Origin of the sequence: Paraburkholderia sp. RL18-101-BIB-B (assembly GCF_046026985.1) — a bacterium.
Classification (GTDB): Bacteria; Pseudomonadota; Gammaproteobacteria; order Burkholderiales; family Burkholderiaceae; genus Paraburkholderia.
The window spans coordinates 421,349-439,550 of record NZ_JARESV010000004.1; the positions used below are offsets into that span (position 1 = coordinate 421,349).

General features: G+C 60.9%; 15 protein-coding genes. 13 read left to right on the forward strand and 2 right to left on the reverse strand.

From position 1 onward, the window contains the following. The first annotated feature begins 63 nt into the window (after window positions 1-63). From P0D73_RS10340 to P0D73_RS10355, 4 genes are all read left to right on the forward strand, one after another. A complete protein-coding gene (locus P0D73_RS10340; protein ID WP_408177616.1) occupies window positions 64-2,481 on the forward strand; it encodes a DUF6531 domain-containing protein in 2,418 nt (805 codons plus the stop codon). Window positions 2,482-2,543: 62 nt separating this feature from the next. After that, complete coding sequence (locus P0D73_RS10345) at window positions 2,544-2,756, forward strand: hypothetical protein (protein ID WP_408177617.1); 213 nt, start codon at window positions 2,544-2,546, stop codon at window positions 2,754-2,756. Window positions 2,757-3,076: 320 nt separating this feature from the next. Further along, the gene (locus P0D73_RS10350; protein ID WP_408177618.1) at window positions 3,077-3,355 is read left to right on the forward strand and encodes a type II toxin-antitoxin system RelE/ParE family toxin; all 279 of its coding nucleotides are present in this window, start codon (window positions 3,077-3,079) and stop codon (window positions 3,353-3,355) included. A 61-nt stretch (window positions 3,356-3,416) separates the two neighbouring features. Then, complete coding sequence (locus P0D73_RS10355; RefSeq protein ID WP_408177690.1) at window positions 3,417-3,725, forward strand: HigA family addiction module antitoxin; 309 nt, start codon at window positions 3,417-3,419, stop codon at window positions 3,723-3,725. A gap of 902 nt (window positions 3,726-4,627) precedes the next feature. Here the strand turns inward: P0D73_RS10355 and P0D73_RS10360 are convergent. Then, window positions 4,628-5,353: a GntR family transcriptional regulator gene (locus tag P0D73_RS10360; protein ID WP_408177619.1), complete on the reverse strand. Its 726-nt coding sequence runs from the start codon at window positions 5,351-5,353 to the stop codon at window positions 4,628-4,630. 162 nt (window positions 5,354-5,515) lie between these two features. Between P0D73_RS10360 and P0D73_RS10365 the strand changes: the two genes are divergently transcribed. From P0D73_RS10365 to P0D73_RS10380, 4 genes are all read left to right on the forward strand, one after another. Beyond that, entirely contained in the window at window positions 5,516-6,736 is a 1,221-nt protein-coding gene (locus P0D73_RS10365) for a pyridoxal-phosphate-dependent aminotransferase family protein (RefSeq protein WP_132383450.1), read from the forward strand. Between the two features lie 172 nt (window positions 6,737-6,908). Then, entirely contained in the window at window positions 6,909-8,195 is a 1,287-nt protein-coding gene (locus P0D73_RS10370; protein WP_408177621.1) for an MFS transporter, read from the forward strand. 43 nt (window positions 8,196-8,238) lie between these two features. Further along, complete coding sequence (locus tag P0D73_RS10375) at window positions 8,239-8,988, forward strand: 2-keto-4-pentenoate hydratase (RefSeq protein WP_408284801.1); 750 nt, start codon at window positions 8,239-8,241, stop codon at window positions 8,986-8,988. A gap of 32 nt (window positions 8,989-9,020) precedes the next feature. Beyond that, complete coding sequence (locus P0D73_RS10380) at window positions 9,021-12,041, forward strand: FAD-binding and (Fe-S)-binding domain-containing protein (protein WP_408284804.1); 3,021 nt, start codon at window positions 9,021-9,023, stop codon at window positions 12,039-12,041. 40 nt (window positions 12,042-12,081) lie between these two features. Here the strand turns inward: P0D73_RS10380 and P0D73_RS10385 are convergent, their stop codons facing one another. After that, window positions 12,082-12,999 (reverse strand): helix-turn-helix domain-containing protein, encoded by a 918-nt coding sequence (locus tag P0D73_RS10385; RefSeq protein WP_408431249.1) that lies wholly within the window; start codon window positions 12,997-12,999, stop codon window positions 12,082-12,084. A 158-nt stretch (window positions 13,000-13,157) separates the two neighbouring features. Between P0D73_RS10385 and P0D73_RS10390 the strand changes: the two genes are divergently transcribed. The 5 genes from P0D73_RS10390 (at window position 13,158) to P0D73_RS10410 (ending at window position 18,198) form a co-directional block, all read left to right on the forward strand. Next, window positions 13,158-14,057: a DMT family transporter gene (locus P0D73_RS10390; RefSeq protein ID WP_408177625.1), complete on the forward strand. Its 900-nt coding sequence runs from the start codon at window positions 13,158-13,160 to the stop codon at window positions 14,055-14,057. A gap of 663 nt (window positions 14,058-14,720) precedes the next feature. Beyond that, window positions 14,721-15,437, forward strand: a complete 717-nt coding sequence (locus P0D73_RS10395) for an ABC transporter permease (protein WP_408284816.1) — start codon at window positions 14,721-14,723, stop codon at window positions 15,435-15,437. After that, window positions 15,434-16,330: a glycine betaine ABC transporter substrate-binding protein gene (locus tag P0D73_RS10400; RefSeq protein WP_408177627.1), complete on the forward strand. Its 897-nt coding sequence runs from the start codon at window positions 15,434-15,436 to the stop codon at window positions 16,328-16,330. Before P0D73_RS10395 ends, P0D73_RS10400 begins: the two co-directional genes overlap by 4 nt. 15 nt (window positions 16,331-16,345) lie before the next feature. Next, window positions 16,346-16,999 (forward strand): ABC transporter permease, encoded by a 654-nt coding sequence (locus P0D73_RS10405; RefSeq protein ID WP_408177628.1) that lies wholly within the window; start codon window positions 16,346-16,348, stop codon window positions 16,997-16,999. After that, window positions 16,996-18,198 carry an osmoprotectant ABC transporter ATP-binding protein OsmV gene (locus P0D73_RS10410; protein ID WP_132383468.1) on the forward strand — a complete coding sequence of 401 codons (1,203 nt, stop codon included), beginning with the start codon at window positions 16,996-16,998 and terminating at the stop codon, window positions 18,196-18,198. Before P0D73_RS10405 ends, P0D73_RS10410 begins: the two co-directional genes overlap by 4 nt. The last annotated feature ends 4 nt before the right edge of the window (window positions 18,199-18,202 follow it).

Here is an 18,202-nt window from a genome sequence, read left to right on the forward strand (position 1 = left end):
GCCGCAATTTTAGGAGTTGTCGGATATGTGCACGCTCCGATCTCATGAAGAGTTGTGACGCTCTTGGCCAAACGAAAAAAACGAAGGAGAAAAATGAAACCATGGAAATTCACTAGTAGCGTGTCGGGCGGGATCGTTCGCCTGATTGTTGCAACCGGGCTGCTGATGTCTGTTGCTCACGCTAACGCGGCGACAGAGGACGAATGCTTTAGTCTGTACAGAAAGTCATTGGGGGTCCCGGGTACGCCGATGTGCACGCTGCAGGTGCCGGGCACTATGCCGGCGACGAACGGACCGGAGGATCCCCACAACGCAATGTATTACTACAATTGCGGGACTGCTTCCTATGTATCGGACTACTGCGGAGGCGCTGGTGGCGGTACGCCTGACGATAGCTGCCCGGTGGCGGACCCGGTGTTTCCGGCAAATGGGATTGTCACGCTCTCTGAAACTGACTTTGCAAGCGGCGACACCTTGCCATTTGTGTTTAGCCGTAGCTATGTTTCGAAGCCGTTCGACAAAGCGCAGACAGCGATGGGTGGGTTCTGGATCAGTAACTGGCAGCGAAGGCTTGACCTGAGCGCAGTCAATGCGAGCACGCCGAAAATCACAGCGTTTCGAGGTAACGGACAGCCCCTGATATTCAGATCGATTGGCGGAGCGTGGGCCGTACCTGGAACTTCAGGCCTTTCCCTGTCAAAAGCTGGCGACGGATACTTCTACCTGAAAGACGAACGGCTTGGTACGACGGAAACATACGCCGACAGCACGGGCCTGTTTCACTCGGAGACAAACCGCACGGGTATGTACCGTGAGGTTGGGTACGTTGGGCAACGGCTTGATTCAATTGCGCAGTGGCCCGTCGATCGGATTGGGCAGCCGGCATCGCGGCTGACACTTAGCCTGACATACGACAGTAATGGTCGCATCCTGAGCGTGGTGCCCCCTTCGGGCAATGCCACGCACTATGCGTACGACGCGAACGGTAATCTAGCTTCGGCAACCGCTCCAATTGGAAACGTTCGTCAGTATCTATATGAGGATGCTCGCTTCCCCAATGCGTTGACAGGGATAAAGGACGAATCCGGTTCACGGATTGCAACATGGGCCTACGATTCCAGCGGACGTGCGATCTCCGTCACCCATCCCGACACGACACATAATGTGTCGCTAAGTTACGGCTCCGGCACGACTACCCTCAGCGACATGTCCGGCAGCAGCACGTACTCCTTTAATACTGGAGACACTTCGCGCCCTGGCTCAATTGCCACGCCTGGCGGCACGGTATCACGCACGTGGGATACGTCAGGAAACTTGAAGCAAAGAGTCACCCCAGATGGGAATACGCAGTACACGTGGGACGGCGCCAACCGGCCGACGAAAGCAATTGCGACAGTCGCGGGCAACAAGACAGTATCGACGATTGAGTACAGTGACAGCAATTCATTGCGCCCATACCTGGTCTCTACACCGGGCAAAATCCGGGCGTTTGTATACGACACAGTCGGCAACGTTACGGGCTACGCAGAGAGGGAAACGACCGATCTTACCGGCGAACAGGGGATGCAGGCGATTGGGACGGGCAACCAGATGACAGTCGGTGCGCGCTACGACCAGGCTGCCCGTCTTCTGTCCGCCACCGTTGTCAAGAATGGCACGAAGACTGAAGATTGGACCTACACGTATGACGCGCGTGGCAATATCGCGACGACGCAGGATGCCGTATCGGGTTGGACAATGCGAACCCTCGGTCGTGATGCCGAGAACCGCGCGACACAGATTGCGGGTAACAGTGGCCAGGCAGGCATCGCTTACGACGAGCGTGGTCGCGTAAAGTCTTTTCAGTATAACGAACCGGCAAGTTCGGTAAATGGCGGACTCGCCCGTGTACTGGCAGTCGATTACCAGTACGCTGCGAATGGCACGGTTTCGTCACATTCAGCGAAGGTCTCAACTAACGGCGCGTGGTGGCAGCCAATCAGCGACGCTGAGCTAGGAGTGTGGCTAACCAACTGGGAAGTGGGGAATGATCCGGTTGCACCGTCCGCAAGCCTCACGGGACTGCAGTCAGATACTCAGGCATTCGTACCAGACATCTGCGTCGAGTGCTACATGCGTTGGAAAGCTACGCTGACGGGGAAACTTTTCGGAAGGGAATTGAGCGCTGCACTTCCAACATGGGGTGAGACAACGGAACTGATGCTGAGCGATCAGGCGCAGGTCCCTTATCCCGTGCTCGTGCCGGATTTGACCAGTTCGGCGAAGCGGTCGACGCTTTATAGCGCGCTTTTCGGAAGCGGGGGTGGGGGCGGTGGGATGGTGAAGTGTGGCGGCCGTGAGGATCACGAGTCACAATGTCATGACAAGTACGAGGCGGACCTGGATTTTTGTATTCTGGTGGCCAAACCTAGGGGCATCCGAGCATATGCGCTGTGTAAACAGAATTCCTTTGACAGGTATCAACAATGCAGGGGGTATTAATGGTTAGTCATCCGCCGTATACCGTGGTTCTAACGTACACCGATGAACCGAGACAATTGATAATGCAAGCCGTGGATTCGGCCCTGATGGCTCCGCTCGTTGCGGGAAAGATGGCCGTGCCGTTTTTTCTTGACGAAGAGGAATTCGGGTTTGACGACGAATTGGCACGACAGCTTGGAGTTGCAATGCTTAATCTGATTGCAGCAGGCCGACCAGACGTCAAAAAGCATCTGAATCTGACGCAACATCCAATCGATGAGCCGCCAGAAGACTGATTGGTCATAGGTCCCGTGACTTGACCGAACGACGTTCAGTCATCGCAACGGTATGTTCTGGCGGTTGCGGTGATGACAACAACTGCGTGTGAAGTTTGTTGCAGCGGGAGGGGCCGCCTTGGCGTCGCCCGCTGGCTCGCGATTTAAACTCTTGTCGATCCTTGAAGGGAGCAGGCCAGCGTGCTGGGGCGCGCACGTACGGATAGCGAAGTACGGTGGTGTGCGCTTATTTGTAAAGTGTTAATTTACAGTTTATAGTGTTGTTCAGATCGGGGTTGTAACTGTCGCGACGGGTTGGCGTGGCGTTGAAGCTATGACAAATGATCAAATCTTTCAAGCACAAGGGTGTGGAGCGCTTTTTCTCGACCGGTACCAAAGCGGGTATCCAGGCGTGGCACGCATCGAAGCTGGGTCGTTTACTGACTGCACTGAACAGGGCGAAATCGCCGGACGATATGAACCAACCCGGCTGGGGGTTGCACGAACTAGAGGGAAAACGAAAAGCGTGCTGGTCTGCTCAGGTCAATGGTAACTGGAGACTGACATTCGAGTTTGACGGCGAGGACGCAATCCTTGTCGATTACGAAGATTACCATTAGCAATTTCCATACTCCGGCGCTGAAGCATGGCGTCGATCGGGTTCGCATAGTGAAGAAAGCTATGACTGGTATGTTTAATCCGCCGCATCCTGCGGCAATTCTGCGCGAGGACGTTCTGCCCGCGCTGAATCTGAGTGTCACTGAGGCGGCGAGCCAGCTTGGTGTGTCGCGGGTTATGCTTTCGCGGCTTCTGAATGAGCATGCAGCGATCACCCCTGAAATGGCGCTGCGCATTGAGCAATGGCTTGGTGTGGAGCGTGGAGGGCGAGCTGATCTGTGGCTGGGGATGCAGCTTGACTACGATCTGTGGCAGGCGCGCAAGCACGCGCCCAAGGCGGTCAGGCGCGCACCGGCAGAAGCGACGGCCTGAGCCCGCGGAAATCATGGGGTGTGATTCATGACCTTGAGTTTCCGGCCAGGCATGAGCGCCTGTGCCTTCATCGTGGACGGCTTTACCACTATCTGAAAGAGCATGAAGGGGAGGAACCTGCGGAGCTGGTTCTTCACCCTGAACATAAGCGCGCGTTGAGCGACGAGCTGGGGTATGGCGTGCTGGCGTCACGTACGGCACGTGCAGCTTCAATAACATACCTGTGCTAGGGGAAGATACCTGCTGCCGCGTACTCTGGCTGGTCACAACCGACAGCCAGCGCTGGGACCTGTAGCCCCTATCACCATTCACCGCGGGGAACGCGCGTATCGTTACCCACACCGCGTGCACCGCAGCATCGGCAGTTCCACCTGTTCGAACTTTAAACAAGGCAAGCGCCTTGTAAGTCCCCGCGAGGGACCGCTGTTAGCTTGAATCTCAAACGAGACACATGTCTAATATGTAGGGCAGTCCCCCGGTGGGGGGGCGAAGGTTTCCCCGCACCGCAGCGTATGGGGAAACGTGGGGGAATGGATGTTTGAGGGTGCGCGGGGGACGGAATTTTCCCCGTGCCCCGCCCGCAAAGCCTTATGCGGCGGGCTGTTTATCACATGGTGTGATTTGTCCACAGCTTTGCGAACATTTGTGGGGATAACTGGCAGTTCGCGTCGAACCGCATGTCGACGGAACGCGTTTCCAGCGGATCCGCCCGCAAAGTGCCGACCGGTGCTCACGCATGAACCGCAGGTCGATACCTCCATCGCATCAACCACTTGGCTGGGATGTAAGAAGGTTGTGCACAGGCTTGCCAACATTTTAGGTGGACAAGTTTTGCCTTCGGCGCGGACATGCAGACCACGCCGACGCCGAAAGCAAATGTCACTTAGATCCCTTAACTCAACTCAAGTCTTCAACGGCGACGCAGCCACCGCTTCCCGCGACTGCACCTGCAAAACCGCATCGCGCTTATCAAGCAGATGCTGCCGAAGAATCGCACTCAGCTTCTTACCATCCCGCGCTTCAAGTGCCTTCAGCATCTCGTCGTGATCATGAATCGCGCTATCCCACTTCGGAATCTGGAAATTCGACCGAAACCTGAGCGCCTGCAAGCGCCGATTCACCGCGACATAAGTCTGCCGCAGAGCCGAGTTCCTGGCCGCCTCATTGATCTTGTCGTGAATCGCCTGATTGCGGCTGTAGTACCCGGCCAGATCGTTCTGCGTACGGCACGCGAGCATCGCGTAATGCAGCGCCTTGATCTCGGCGAGTTCAGCAGCCGTCATCCGCTCGGCCGCCAGTTCGCCGGAAAAAGCTTCGAGACCACTCATCAATTCGAAGGTCTCGCGCAATTCGGCCTCCGACATCTTCGACACCGACGCGCCACGATTCGGCGAAATCTCGATCAACCCTTCCGCGGCCAACACCTTCAGCGCCTCGCGCAGCGGCGTGCGTGAAATACCGAGCGTTTCGCACAACTCGCGCTCGTTCAATTTCTTGCCCGGCTCGAGCACGCCTTCGACGATGAAGCGCCGAATGTGCTCCACCACCGTGTCGTGCAAGCGCTGCCGCTCGACCTTCGGCATCAGCGGGGAAGTGGCGACGCCGGCCTCGAAATCCGAATTTTGCATACAAAAGCCCTCAACATCTCATTAGCTCGGATTTTATAGGAAGCTGAAAGATTAGTTAATAGCGCGGGTAAACACCGGTGCCAGTGGGCACTTTTCGCCTTGGGATCGTCAGGGTTCGTCTGATATAGTTTTTTGAATGCAAAATTCAATCGGAGGAGCCCAATGCTCAAGCTAGACTTTCACCCCGCTGGCCGTCACTTTTTGCAGATTCCGGGTCCGAGCCCGGTGCCCGACCGTATCCTCCGGGCGATGAGCTACCCGACCATCGACCACCGCGGTCCGGAGTTCGGCGAACTCGGTCTGAAGGTGCTCGACGGCATCAAGAAAATCTTCAAGACGCAGCAACCCGTGGTGATTTACCCGGCCTCGGGCACGGGCGCCTGGGAAGCGGCGCTCTCGAACACGTTGAGCCCCGGCGACCACGTGCTGATGTTCGAAACCGGCCACTTCGCCACGCTGTGGAAAAAGATGGCGGAAAGCCTCGGTCTCAAGCCGGAGTTTCTCGGCCTGCCGGGTATTGAAGGCTGGCGTCGCGGCGTGCAGCCGCAAATGATCGAGGAGCGTCTGCGCGCCGACACGCAGCACGCGATCAAGGCGGTGTGCGTGGTGCACAACGAAACGTCCACGGGCGTGACCTCCGATATCGCCGCCGTGCGTCGCGCAATCGACGCAGCGGGTCATCCGGCCTTGCTGCTGGTCGACACGATCTCAGGCCTCGCGTGCGCCGACTATCGTCACGACGAATGGGGCGTCGACGTCACCGTCTCGGGCTCGCAAAAAGGTTTGATGCTGCCGCCTGGCATCAGCTTCAACGCGATCTCGCCGAAAGCCGTGGCCGCCAGCAAGCAGGCAAAACTGCCGCGTAGCTTCTGGGACTGGACTGACATCGTCGAGATGAACAAGACCGGTTACTGGCCGTACACGCCGAACACGAACCTGCTTTACGGACTCAATGAAGCGCTCGAGATGATTCTCGGCGAAGGGCTCGACAACGTGTTCGCCCGTCACGAACGTCTCGCCGAAGCGACCCGTCGCGCGGTGCGTGCGTGGGGCCTGGAGATTCAGTGCGCCGATCCGTCGGTGTACAGCCCGGTGCTCACGGGCGTGATGATGCCCGACGGCATTGATGCCGATGCGGTGCGCAAGCTCATCTACGAACGCTTCGACATGTCGCTTGGCACGGGCCTCGGCAAGATGAAAGGCCGCATGTTCCGCATCGGCCATCTCGGCGACTGCAACGACCTGATGCTGCTGGCCACGCTGGCCGGCTGCGAAATGGGTCTGCGGCTCGCGGGCGTGCCGCTCAAGGAAAGCGGCATGCCTGCCGCTATGGAATGGTTGAGCCAGCCGACCCAAGCCTCGGGCCTGAAAGCCGCGGCCTGAGGACACGAGGCGCAACCAACGGCTCGCAAAAAAGGGACTTCCCTGACGAAGGAAGCCGCGCACAGAACGCGGCCCGAACTAATGCGATGGTCCCGCGGCGCAAGCCGCTGCCGGGCAACGACGCAGCGCGCCATATCAGGCCCGCCGTCGACACATGCAATGGAGAGAGACGATGAAGCGGTTTCGTGTGACCAGTGCGACCAGTATCGTTCTAGTGATGCTATGCATCATGTACTTCATCACCTACCTCGACCGCGTCAACGTCAGCACGGCGGCGGCGGGTTTCGGCAAGGAATTCCATCTCTCGCATACGGAAGTGGGCCTGGTGTTTTCGGCCTTCGCGTACCCGTATCTGATCTTCCAGATCATCGGCGGGTGGGTCAGTGATCGCTTCGGCGCCAAACGCACGTTGATATTTTGCGGCGCCATCTGGGGCGTCGCGACTCTGCTGACGGGTTTTGCGGGCGGCCTGGTTTCGCTGCTGGCCGCGCGCGTGCTGCTCGGCTTCGGCGAGGGCGCGACGTTTCCCGCCGCTACTTCCGCGATGGCGCGCTGGGTCGCCAAGGAAAAACGCGGCTTCGCGCAGGGCATCACGCATGCGGCCTCGCGGATCGGCAATGCGGTGGCGCCCGGCCTGATCGTGCTCGTCATGGCGACCTGGGGCTGGCGCGAGTCGTTCTATATCTGCGGCGTGTTCAGCTTGTTGTGGGTCGCCGTGTGGGCGATCACCTTCACCGAACATCCGAAAGATCATCCGCGTATCACGAACGACGAGCTCACCGCGCTGCCCGCGCCGAAGCCGAAAGTCGCCGGCGTGCCGTGGGGCAAACTGTTTCGCCGCATGTGGCCGGTCACGATCGTGTACTTCTGCTACGGCTGGACGTTGTGGCTGTTCCTGAGCTGGATTCCGCAATACTTCCTGCACAGCTATCACCTGCAACTTCAGAAGTCGGCGATCTTCGCTTCGGTGGTGTTCTTCGCCGGCGTGATCGGCGACACGCTCGGCGGCATCGTGACCGATTCGATCTTCACGCGCACCGGCAGCCTGAAACGCGCACGTAGCTGGATGGTGTCGGTCTGCATGTTCTTCTGCCTGCTCTCGCTGATTCCGCTGATGTTCACGCACAGCCTGTATCTGTCGATGGCGTGTCTCGCGTCCGGCTTCTTCTTTGCCGAAATGACGATCGGTCCGATGTGGGCGATTCCGATGGACATCGCACCGGAATACTCGGGCACCGCAAGCGGCATGATGAACACCGGCTCGGCACTGGCGGCGATCATCTCGCCGGTGGTCGGCGGTTTCCTGATCGACTACTTCGGTAGCTGGGAATTGCCGTTCGTCGGCAGCATGCTGTTGATGGCGATCGGCGTGGTGCTCGCGTTCCGCATGCAGCCGGAAAGCAAGTTCGCGCTCAACGCAGCCGATAAAACGCATGTTCCTACCGGCATGGGCGTTTGAGCGCGCTACACCGTTCCATCTTTCCGCCTCACGACACGACACTATGACGACAGCACTCAGCCGGCTTCTCGCCGATGCACGCCGCAATCGCGCCACGCTCGACACGTTGCCGCCGGAGCACACACCCGCCGACGCCGCCGCGGCTTATGCGATCCAGCATGAAATCCTAGACGCATGCGGCGCGCGGATCGCCGGCTGGAAGATCGGCGCGAAGTCCGAAAGCGGTCCGATCCAGGGCGCGCCGTTGCCCGACCTCGACTTGCATGCCGACGGTGCGCGTTTGCCGCGCGAAGTCTTCGCGCCGTTGGGCCTTGAACTGGAAATCGCGTTTCGCTTCGGACGGCGTTTCGATGCTTCCACCACGCCGTATAGCGAGGCTGAAGTGCTGGCGAGCATCGGTTCGATCGGCGCGACCATCGAAATCGTGGCGAGCCGCTACGCCGAATGGCCCGCTGTCGACAAGCTCGCTCAACTCGCGGATTTGCAGAACCACGGCGCGCTGATCGTGGGCGAATTCACGCCGTATCGCGAGGATTTTCCGTTCGTGGCGCCGTCGCTGCATTTCAATTTCGACGGAAACGATGTGGTTAAAGCCACGCCCGCCAATCCGGCCGGCGATCCGCGACGCCTGCTGACGTGGCTCGTCAATCACGCCACATCGCGCGGCATTGCGGTGACGCCGGAGATGGTCGTCACAGCCGGCTCCTACACCGGCATGTTCTTTCCGCAGACGGCGGGCACGGCGAGCGGGCGCATTGAAGGACTCGCGCCGGTCAGCCTCACGCTGTACTAGCCGCTTCCCTGTTTTTGCCATAGGCCGACGATATGACGAACCCCACTTCCGCTTTACTCGTCAAGCCGATCCATCTGGTTCCATCCGCCGCGCGCCTGACAAGTCCGCTCGCGCAGCATCTGCGCAAATCACTGCGCGGTGACGTGCTGTTCGATACGGCGAGCCGCGGCCGTTACGCGACCGACGCGTCGATCTACCAGATCACGCCGATCGGCGTGGTGGTGCCGCGCGACCAGGACGATCTGCGCATTGCACTGGAAATCGCGCGCAGCGAGAAAGTGCCGCTGCTCGCGCGCGGCGCGGGCACGAGCCAATGCGGCCAGACGGTCGGCGAAGCACTGGTGATCGACACGAGCAAGTGGTTGAACAACATCGTCGCCTTCGATGCCGAAGCGCGCACGGTGACGGTCGAACCGGGCGTCGTGCTGGATCATCTGAACGCGTGGCTCAAACCGCACGGTCTCTGGTTTCCGGTGGACGTTTCGACAGCCGCTCAATGCACGATCGGCGGCATGGCCGGCAATAATTCGTGCGGCTCGCGCTCGATCGAATACGGCAACATGGTGCACAACGTCGACGCGATCGACGCGATTCTCGCCGACGGCAGCGAAGCGCGTTTCGCCTCGTTACGCGAGGCGCCGCAAGGCGCGCGCTTGCAGCAGATACTCGCGGACGTGAAGCAGATCGCCGAACGCGAGCGCGACGAGATCGTGGCGCGCGTGCCGAAGGTTCTGCGCCGCGTGGCGGGCTACAACATCGACGTGTTCGATTGCCAGAACCCGCGCGCATATACCGACGACGGCGTCGCGAATCTCGCGCATCTGCTGGTCGGCTCGGAAGGCACGCTTGCGTTCAGCCGGCAATTGACGCTCAGGCTCGCGCCACTGCCCGCGTATAAAACGCTCGGCGTGGTCAACTTCCCGACCTTCTGGCAGTCGATGGAGCTGACGCAGCACATCGTCAAGTTGAAGCCAGTTGCGGTGGAGCTGGTCGATCGCACGATGATCGATCTCGCGATGAGCAATCCGGCGTTTCGTCCGGTGATCGGCAAGGCGCTGGTCGGTGAGCCACAAGCGATTCTGCTGGTGGAGTTCGCGGGCGAGGACCGCGACGCGCAACTCGCGTCGCTCAAGCAACTCACGGAACTGATGGCCGACCTCGGCTTGCCCGACTCGGTCGTCGAGATGCCGGACGTGAACGAACAGAAAGCGCTTTGGGAAGTGCGCAAGGCCGGGCTCAATATCATGATGAGCATGAAGGGCGACGGCAAACCGGTGTCCTTCATTGAAGATTGTGCGGTGCCGCTCGAACATCTGGCCGAATACACGAGCCGCCTGACCGAAGTGTTCCATCGAAACGGCACGGAAGGCACGTGGTATGCGCATGCGAGCGTCGGCACACTGCACGTGCGGCCGATTCTCGACATGCGGCGCGACGGCGCGCTGAAGATGCGCGCGATCGCCGAGGAAGCCGCTGCACTCGTGCGCGAATACAAGGGCGCCTATTCGGGCGAACACGGCGACGGACTGTGCCGCGGCGAATGGGTCGCGTGGCAATATGGCCCGCGCCTGAATCAGGCGTTCAGTGAGATCAAGGCGCTGTTTGATCCTGACAACCGCTTCAATCCCGACAAAATCGTGCGTCCGCCGAAGATGGACGACGCGCACAATTTCCGCTTCGCACCGGGCTACAAGGAACATCGCATCGACACGGCACTCGACTGGTCTGCATGGAATGTCGAACGCGATCCGCTGACAGGACAGGAGACCTTGCCGGGCAGTGGCAACGATCTGTCCGGCGGTCTCGCGAAGGCCGTCGAGATGTGCAATAACAACGGCCACTGCCGCAAGTTCGACGCGGGCACCATGTGCCCGAGCTACCGCGTGACGAAGGATGAACAGCACGTCACACGCGGACGCGCGAATACATTGCGCCTCGCGATTTCCGGTCAACTCGGCGAAGCGGGTCTCGCGAGCGACGACGTGAAGGAGACGCTCGATCTGTGCGTCTCCTGCAAGGGCTGCAAGCGCGATTGCCCGACAGGCGTCGATATGGCGAAGTTCAAGATCGAGGCGCGGGCGGCGCGCGTCAAGCGTCACGGACTGCGTCTGCGTGACAAGCTGGTGGCTTTTATGCCGCGCTATGCGTCGACAGCGAGCCGCATGCCGGGCTTGATGGCGCTCGCCGATAACGTGCCGGTGCTGTCCGCGTGGTTCAAGCGGTCCGTGGGCTTCGCGCCCGAGCGGAGCTTGCCGCGCTTCAAGAAGTCGTTCCTGGTTGATGCGGTGGCGGGCAGGGCGACACAAGGTGCCGCGCTGAAAGAGGTGCTGCTGTTCGTCGACACGTTCAACAACAACATGGAGCCGGAAAACGCGCGCGCTGCGCAGCGGGTGCTGGAGGCAGCGGGTTACACAGTGCACTTCAATACGCGCCAGGGTGAGCGGCCCGTGTGCTGCGGCCGCACGTTCCTCGCGGCGGGTCTCGTCGATGAAGCGAAGCAGGAAGCGCGGCGCATGCTCGATCTGTTCAAGCCATTCGTGGAGCGCGGCGTGCCGATCGTCGGGTTGGAGCCGTCGTGCTTGCTGTCGTTGCGCGATGAGTTCCTGCACTACGGCTTTGGCGATGAAGCGCAGCGGCTGGCGAAGCAGGCGCTCCTATTCGAAGAGTTTCTGGTGCGCGAGGAAAAGGCCGGACGTTTGCAGCTCGCATTGAAGCCGTTGGCCAAACAACAGGCGTTGGTGCATGGCCATTGCCATCAAAAGGCCTTCGACGCCTTCACGCCCGTGCAAACCGTATTGAAATGGATTCCTGAATTGAAGGTATCCACGGTGGAGTCGTCGTGCTGCGGGATGGCGGGCAGTTTCGGCTATGAGGCCGAGCATTACGCGACGTCGCGGGCGATGGCGGAACTGTCGCTGCTGCCGGCGGTGCGCAAGATGGATGGCAACACGCTCATGGTCGCGGACGGCACGAGTTGCCGGCATCAGATTCACGACGGCGCCGGCGTCGACGCGATCCATGTGGCGCGCGTGCTGGCGATGGCGTTGCAGTAAATGCAGTAGCAGCAGTAGCGCAGAACGCGCCGGCTCGCGCTCAGGCGGCGATAGCCTGCCGATACGCGGTCGGCGCCACGCCGACGCTCTCGCGGAAACGGTGGCTGAAATGGCTGGCGTTGGCATAGCCGCATTGCTCGGCGACCTGCGCGAGCGGCAGCGCCGTGGAGCGCAATAGCGTGCGGGCGCGTTCGAGCCGCTGCTGCGCGATCCACGCGGCGGGCGGCAGTCCGAACGAGGTGCGGAACATGCGCGCAAGATGAAATTCCGACAACGCCGCTACGCCGGCCAGCTCGCCGAGTGTGAGCGTCTGCGAAAGATGGCTTTCGATATAGTCGTGCAGCCGCCGGCGAGTCGCGACCGACAATCCGCCTTTGAGCGACGCATCCGTGCGGCGCACGCCTTGCGCGCGCAACAGCAGACTCAGCACTTGATGCGCGGTCTCATTGGTGCGCAGCAAACCGTCGGGACCCTGCCAGTCTTCGTTCGCAAGCGACTGACACAACGTGGCGATGCGGGCGTCTTCGAAATACGTGCGATCGGCGAGCGTCAGTTCGCGCGGCTCGAGGTCGAGTTCCTGAACCGCACGCTGCGTGAAGTGCTCCGGAAGGAAGTACAGGTGCATGAAATGCATGTGGCCGCGCACCCACCAGCGTGATTCGTGGTCGCCGGGCAGCGCACAGAGCCGCGACGGCGCGCCGTAATGCCCCGGCATTTTCTGACGCTCGGTGCGATAGCCGCCGTCCAGATAACACGACAACGTGTGATGGCCGGGCCGATCGTAGACGGTCTCGGCTTCTTCCGTGTCGCGAGTCCAGACGGCGATGGCCAGCCGATCGCCGAGCCACGCGAAGCGGTCCAGATTCGCGTTGGCGCTGCTCAGCGTGTGACACACCGACTGAAGGCCGAACGGCGATTCGGTGGGATGCGTCACGGCGGCGGGCGGTCTGTCGTTCACGAAGCGGGCGAAATACTTGTCATGACTGAATAAGCGTCAGTATACGGCCGCCCACGCGCGGCGGCTTGCCACTCCGAAAAAGTGCGCAATCCTGGACAAGTGCGGCCGGTCTGGCTGGGTCATAGTGGGCTTCCGTATTTGCTGCTGCAGGCCTGACCATGAATTTGTCCCTCTATGCCGCCACCGTTTTGATTTGGGGCACCACATGGATCGCGATCAAATGGCAACTGGGGGCGGTGCCGCCGCCGGTGTCCATTGCATGGCGTTTCTGGATCGCGGCGCTGGTGCTGTTCGCGTTGCTGCGTATCATGCGCCGGCCGATCTGGCCGCCGCGCGCCGCATGGCGATTCCTGGTCGCGCAAGGATTGGCGCTCTTCTGTCTGAACTTTCTGTGCTTCTACTACGCGGAACAGGTGGTGCCGAGCGGCCTGGTGGCGGTGGTGTTTTCGACCGCGCCGCTGCTGAATTCGATCAACGGCCGTCTCTTCATGGGCCGGCCGTTGCAACCCACGGCGATTGCCGGTGCGGCGTTAGGGCTCGTCGGTATCGTGTGTCTGTTCGTGCAGCAGATGACGGGACACCTCGGCGATCACGCCGCGTGGTTCGGGCTTGGGATCGCGTTTCTTGGAACCCTGTGCTTTTCGGCCGGCAACCTGTTGTCGAGCCGCATGCAATCGATGGGTCTGCACCCGTTCGCCACGAATAGCTGGGCGATGCTGATCGGCGCCGGCGTCTTGACGGTGGGAAGCGTATTGGCCGGCTTTTCGTTCGCCGTCGAGCCGTCCGCGCGTTATCTTGGCGCGCTCGCTTATCTCGCGATTTTCGGCTCGGTGATCGGCTTTACGGCTTATCTGATGCTGGTCGGGCGCATTGGACCCGAGCGGGCTGCTTACTGCACGGTATTGTTTCCGATCGTGGCGCTGGCGGTGTCGACGGTGTTCGAAGGCTATCAGTGGTCCGCGCTGGCCGTGGTCGGACTGTTGCTGGTGGTGGCCGGCAATCTGGTGGCGTTCGATCTCACGCGGCGTATCTTCGTGCGGCGAGTGCGGACTTCCTGAGGGACGTTTTCCCGGCGAGGCGGCGCGCTAATCGGCCGCCGTGCCGAGAGTGCTGGAGAGTCACCGTCTGCCAACGCGTCTCTTTATCAACGGTGATGATTCAGATTGGCACGGCCGCACCTGCGGGCGTTTGAGGTGAATATTTTCGGGAGCCTGGAAGGCGGTTGAGAAAAGCTCCGGTGAGCTTTTCCGGGAGTGCGGAAATCAAGCAAAAATCAAAGCCGGCACCCTCTCCATCACCTCCGCATTAACCACATGGGTAGACGAACCCACCCATCACCCGTATAATCTCAGCACCCTAACCGCGAAATCGCAGCTAGATAGGCCCAGTTAGAAGGGGTTCGATGCAAACTAGCAGCACTTTGCATCCGCTCTGACGCCGGTTGAAACCCGGTATGCAAGAGGGGCCTCAAACCCCGTCGGACAAGCAGCCCAGCGCTGTTGCCCAATATCATCGATGGATCTGGCACCAGTTTTGCTCACTGGTCCGCCACCGAAGGCGAAATCACACTGCCTTCGCGCCGGGCAAAAACAAACCCCCGGCGCCACTCGGTTCACCTCGCGGCATCTGCCGCGTCCCGAACTTCCCATTCGCAGCGTCATCACGACGCCTGTGCGGCGCGGCTATTTCCGCGCGTCGCTCGAACAAGGAGGCGCATCTTCATGATTCAACGTCCTGCCAGACTGATCGGCAGTCTTGTAGCCATCGGTGTCGTCGTCGCGTTGCTGTGCCGCGCGGTCGACCCCAGCGCGCTGCATCAGTACGCGCCCGATCTCGTCTACTACACCAAACGGCACCTGCTGCTCGTCGGGTACTCCATGGCGCTCGCGCTGCTGGTCGGCATTCCCGCCGGCGTATTGCTGAGCCGCCCGTCGCTCGCGCGTCACGCCGAACGCTTCATGCAGATCTTCAACATCGGCAACACGATTCCCTCGCTGGCCGTGCTGGCGATCGCGCTCGGCATCTTCGGCATCGGCGATATTCCGGCGCTCGTCGCGCTGTTTCTCGCGTCGTTGCTGCCCATCACGCGCAATGCCTACGAAGGCATGAAGAACGTCTCGCCCGCGCTGCGCGAAGCGGCTCGCGGTCTCGGCATGACGGGCTGGCAGTCGTTGTTGCGCGTGGAGTTGCCTAATGCCATGCCGATTATCATCGGCGGCGTGCGCACGGCGCTCGCGATCAACGTGGGCAGCGCGCCGCTCGCCTATCTGATCGGCGCGGACAGTCTCGGCACGCTGATTTTTCCGGGCATCTATCTGAACAACCAGCAGCAGCTTTTGCTCGGCGCGGCGGCCACCGCGATCCTCGCGCTCGTGCTGGACGGCATCGTCTCGGGCGGCAGCCGCTACCTGCTCGCGCGACGCGGGGTGACGGCATGACGAATCTGTTCAAACGCAGCCGCTGGCTCGCCGCCGGCGCATTGCTCTTCACGAGTCTTCAAGCGAGCGCGGCGACGCTCGTACTCGGCGGCAAAAATTTCACCGAGCAATACGTTCTTACCGAGATCACGTCGCAATACCTGCACGCGAAGGGCTACACGATCGACGCCCGCACCGGCCTCGGCAGCACGCTGTTGCGCAGCGCGCAGGAGAATGGCCAGGTCGATATCACGTGGGAATACACGGGCACCGCCGCGATCGTCTACAACAAGATCACTGAAAAGCTCGATCCGAAGACGATGTACGAACGCGTGAAAGCGCTCGATGCGAAACGTGGCCTCGTGTGGCTCGATTGCTCGCCGCTGAACAACACGTACGCACTCGGTCTGCCGCAACAAGTGGCGCAGCAAACCGGCATCCGCACGATTTCGCAACTCGCCGCGAAGATGGCGGCGGAGCCGAAAAAGAAACACGTGTTTGCGATGGATGCGGAGTTCGCCAATCGCCCGGACGGCCTGAAGCCGCTCGAAGCCGCGTACGGCATGCAGTTCAGCCGCGCGGAAACGCGGCAGATGGATCCGGGCCTCGTCTACACGGCGCTGCATAACAACCAGGTGCCGATCGGGTTGATCTACACGACGGACGGCCGCGTGAAGGGCTTCAACATCGTGCCGCTCGAAGACGACCGCCACTACTTCCCCGCATACAACGCCACGCCGGTGGTGCGCAAGACGACGCTCGACCAGAACCCGCAACTCGCGCCGCAATTGAACGCGTTGTCCGACGCGCTGAACAACGACACGATGCTGGAAATGAACAAGCAGGTCGACATCGACGGCAAGCCGGTGCGCGAAGTCGCGGCGGAATTCCTGCGCACGCACAAGCTGCCCTGAGCGGAGATCTTCTTTATGACTGTATTCGACTATCTATCGGCCAACTGGCCTGAATTGCTGCAACTCACCGCGCAACACGTGTGGCTGGTGGGAATCGCGGTGGGTTGCGCGATTGCCGTCGGCGTACCCTTGGGTATCCTTATCAATCGGCACGAGTGGCTCGCCGCGCCGCTGCTGAGCATTGCAACGGTGGTGCTGACCTTGCCGTCCATCGCACTGTTCGGCTTGATGATTCCGGTGTTCTCGCGCTTCGGCCAAGGCATCGGCGCAGTGCCGGCGATCACCGCCGTGTTCCTCTATTCGCTGCTGCCGATCATGCGCAACACCTACCTCGCGCTGCGCAATGTCGACGCCGGCATCAAGGAAGCGGGCATCGGTATCGGCATGACGGTGTGGCAACGGCTGCGGCTCGTCGATTTGCCGCTCGCCGTGCCGGTGATTCTCGGCGGCGTGCGCACGGCCGTGGTGATGAACATCGGCGTGATGACGATCGCCGCGGTGATCGGCGCGGGCGGTCTCGGCACGCTGATCATCCGCGCGATCGGCCAGAGCAACATGATGAAACTGTTGGTGGGCGCCGTGCTCGTGAGCTTGCTCGCGATCGTCGCCGACCTGCTGCTGCAAGCGCTGCAACGCTTGCTGACCCCGAAGGGAGTACAAAAGACATGATCGAACTCGACAAACTGACCAAGACGTTTACGCAGAAGGACGGCCAGCAGGTGAAGGCAGTCGACTCGGTGAGCCTGACTGTCGGCGAAGGCGAAATCTGCGTGTTTCTCGGCCCGTCGGGCTGCGGCAAGACCACCACGTTGAAGATGATCAACCGTCTGATCGCGCCGACTTCGGGCCGCGTGCTGATCAACGGCGAGGACACTTCAGGTCTGAACGAAGTCGAATTGCGCCGTCACATCGGCTATGTGATCCAGCAGATCGGCCTGTTTCCGAACATGACGATCGAGGAGAACATCACGGTCGTGCCGCGCCTGCTCGGCTGGGACAAGAAGCGTTGCCGCGAACGGGCCACGGAGTTGATGTCGATGGTCGCGCTCGATCCGAAGCAGTATCTGAAGCGCTATCCGCGTGAACTTTCGGGCGGCCAGCAACAGCGTATCGGCGTGATTCGCGCATTGGCCGCCGATCCGCCGGTGCTGCTGATGGACGAGCCGTTCGGCGCGGTCGACCCGATCAATCGCGAGTCGATTCAGAACGAGTTCTTCCAGATGCAGCGTCAGCTGAACAAGACGGTGATCATGGTGAGCCATGACATCGACGAGGCGATCAAGCTTGGCGACCGCGTCGCCGTATTCCGCCGGGGTCAACTGGTGCAATACGATCATCCGGATACGCTGCTGGCGCATCCGCGCGACGAGTTCGTCGGCGCGTTCGTCGGTCAGGACAGCACGTTGAAACGCCTCTTGCTAGTGAAGGCCGGCGACGCCGCCACCCAGCCGGAAACCGCGCATGCCGACATGCCGGTCGCGCGCGCGTTCCAGATGATGGACGACAGCGACAGCCGCTATCTGACCATCGTCGACGGCAAGCAGCAAGCGCTCGGCTATGTGACGCGCCGCTCGGCGCGCGCGGGCCAGGGTGTGTGCGGCGATCATCTGACTGCATTCAAGGCGACGGTCAGCGCGGACGAGCATCTGCGCATCGTGCTGTCGAAGATGTACCAGTTCAATTCGTCATGGATGCCGGTGCTGGATGGCGACGGCCGTTATGTCGGCGAAGTTACGCAGGATTCGATTGCGGACTATCTGAGCTCGGGCCGCTCACGTCGGCAGACGGGTCAGCCGGCGATCGTGTCGCCTGCTGTCGCCGCGGCGGAAGCGGCGGCCGCGCAAGCTGCAGCCGCTGAGCACGTGTGATATT

Bases quoted from the DNA above. Each gene is read 5' to 3' on its own strand.
- P0D73_RS10345 (WP_408177617.1), top strand. From the start codon at position 2,544: ATGCAAGCCGTGGATTCGGCCCTGATGGCTCCGCTCGTTGCGGGAAAG.
- P0D73_RS10350 (WP_408177618.1), top strand. From the start codon at position 3,077: ATGATCAAATCTTTCAAGCACAAGGGTGTGGAGCGCTTTTTCTCGACC.
- P0D73_RS10355 (WP_408177690.1), top strand. From the start codon at position 3,417: ATGACTGGTATGTTTAATCCGCCGCATCCTGCGGCAATTCTGCGCGAG.
- P0D73_RS10360 (WP_408177619.1), bottom strand. From the start codon at position 5,353: ATGCAAAATTCGGATTTCGAGGCCGGCGTCGCCACTTCCCCGCTGATG.
- P0D73_RS10365 (WP_132383450.1), top strand. From the start codon at position 5,516: ATGCTCAAGCTAGACTTTCACCCCGCTGGCCGTCACTTTTTGCAGATT.
- P0D73_RS10370 (WP_408177621.1), top strand. From the start codon at position 6,909: ATGAAGCGGTTTCGTGTGACCAGTGCGACCAGTATCGTTCTAGTGATG.
- P0D73_RS10375 (WP_408284801.1), top strand. From the start codon at position 8,239: ATGACGACAGCACTCAGCCGGCTTCTCGCCGATGCACGCCGCAATCGC.
- P0D73_RS10380 (WP_408284804.1), top strand. From the start codon at position 9,021: ATGACGAACCCCACTTCCGCTTTACTCGTCAAGCCGATCCATCTGGTT.
- P0D73_RS10390 (WP_408177625.1), top strand. From the start codon at position 13,158: ATGAATTTGTCCCTCTATGCCGCCACCGTTTTGATTTGGGGCACCACA.
- P0D73_RS10395 (WP_408284816.1), top strand. From the start codon at position 14,721: ATGATTCAACGTCCTGCCAGACTGATCGGCAGTCTTGTAGCCATCGGT.
- P0D73_RS10400 (WP_408177627.1), top strand. From the start codon at position 15,434: ATGACGAATCTGTTCAAACGCAGCCGCTGGCTCGCCGCCGGCGCATTG.
- P0D73_RS10405 (WP_408177628.1), top strand. From the start codon at position 16,346: ATGACTGTATTCGACTATCTATCGGCCAACTGGCCTGAATTGCTGCAA.
- P0D73_RS10410 (WP_132383468.1), top strand. From the start codon at position 16,996: ATGATCGAACTCGACAAACTGACCAAGACGTTTACGCAGAAGGACGGC.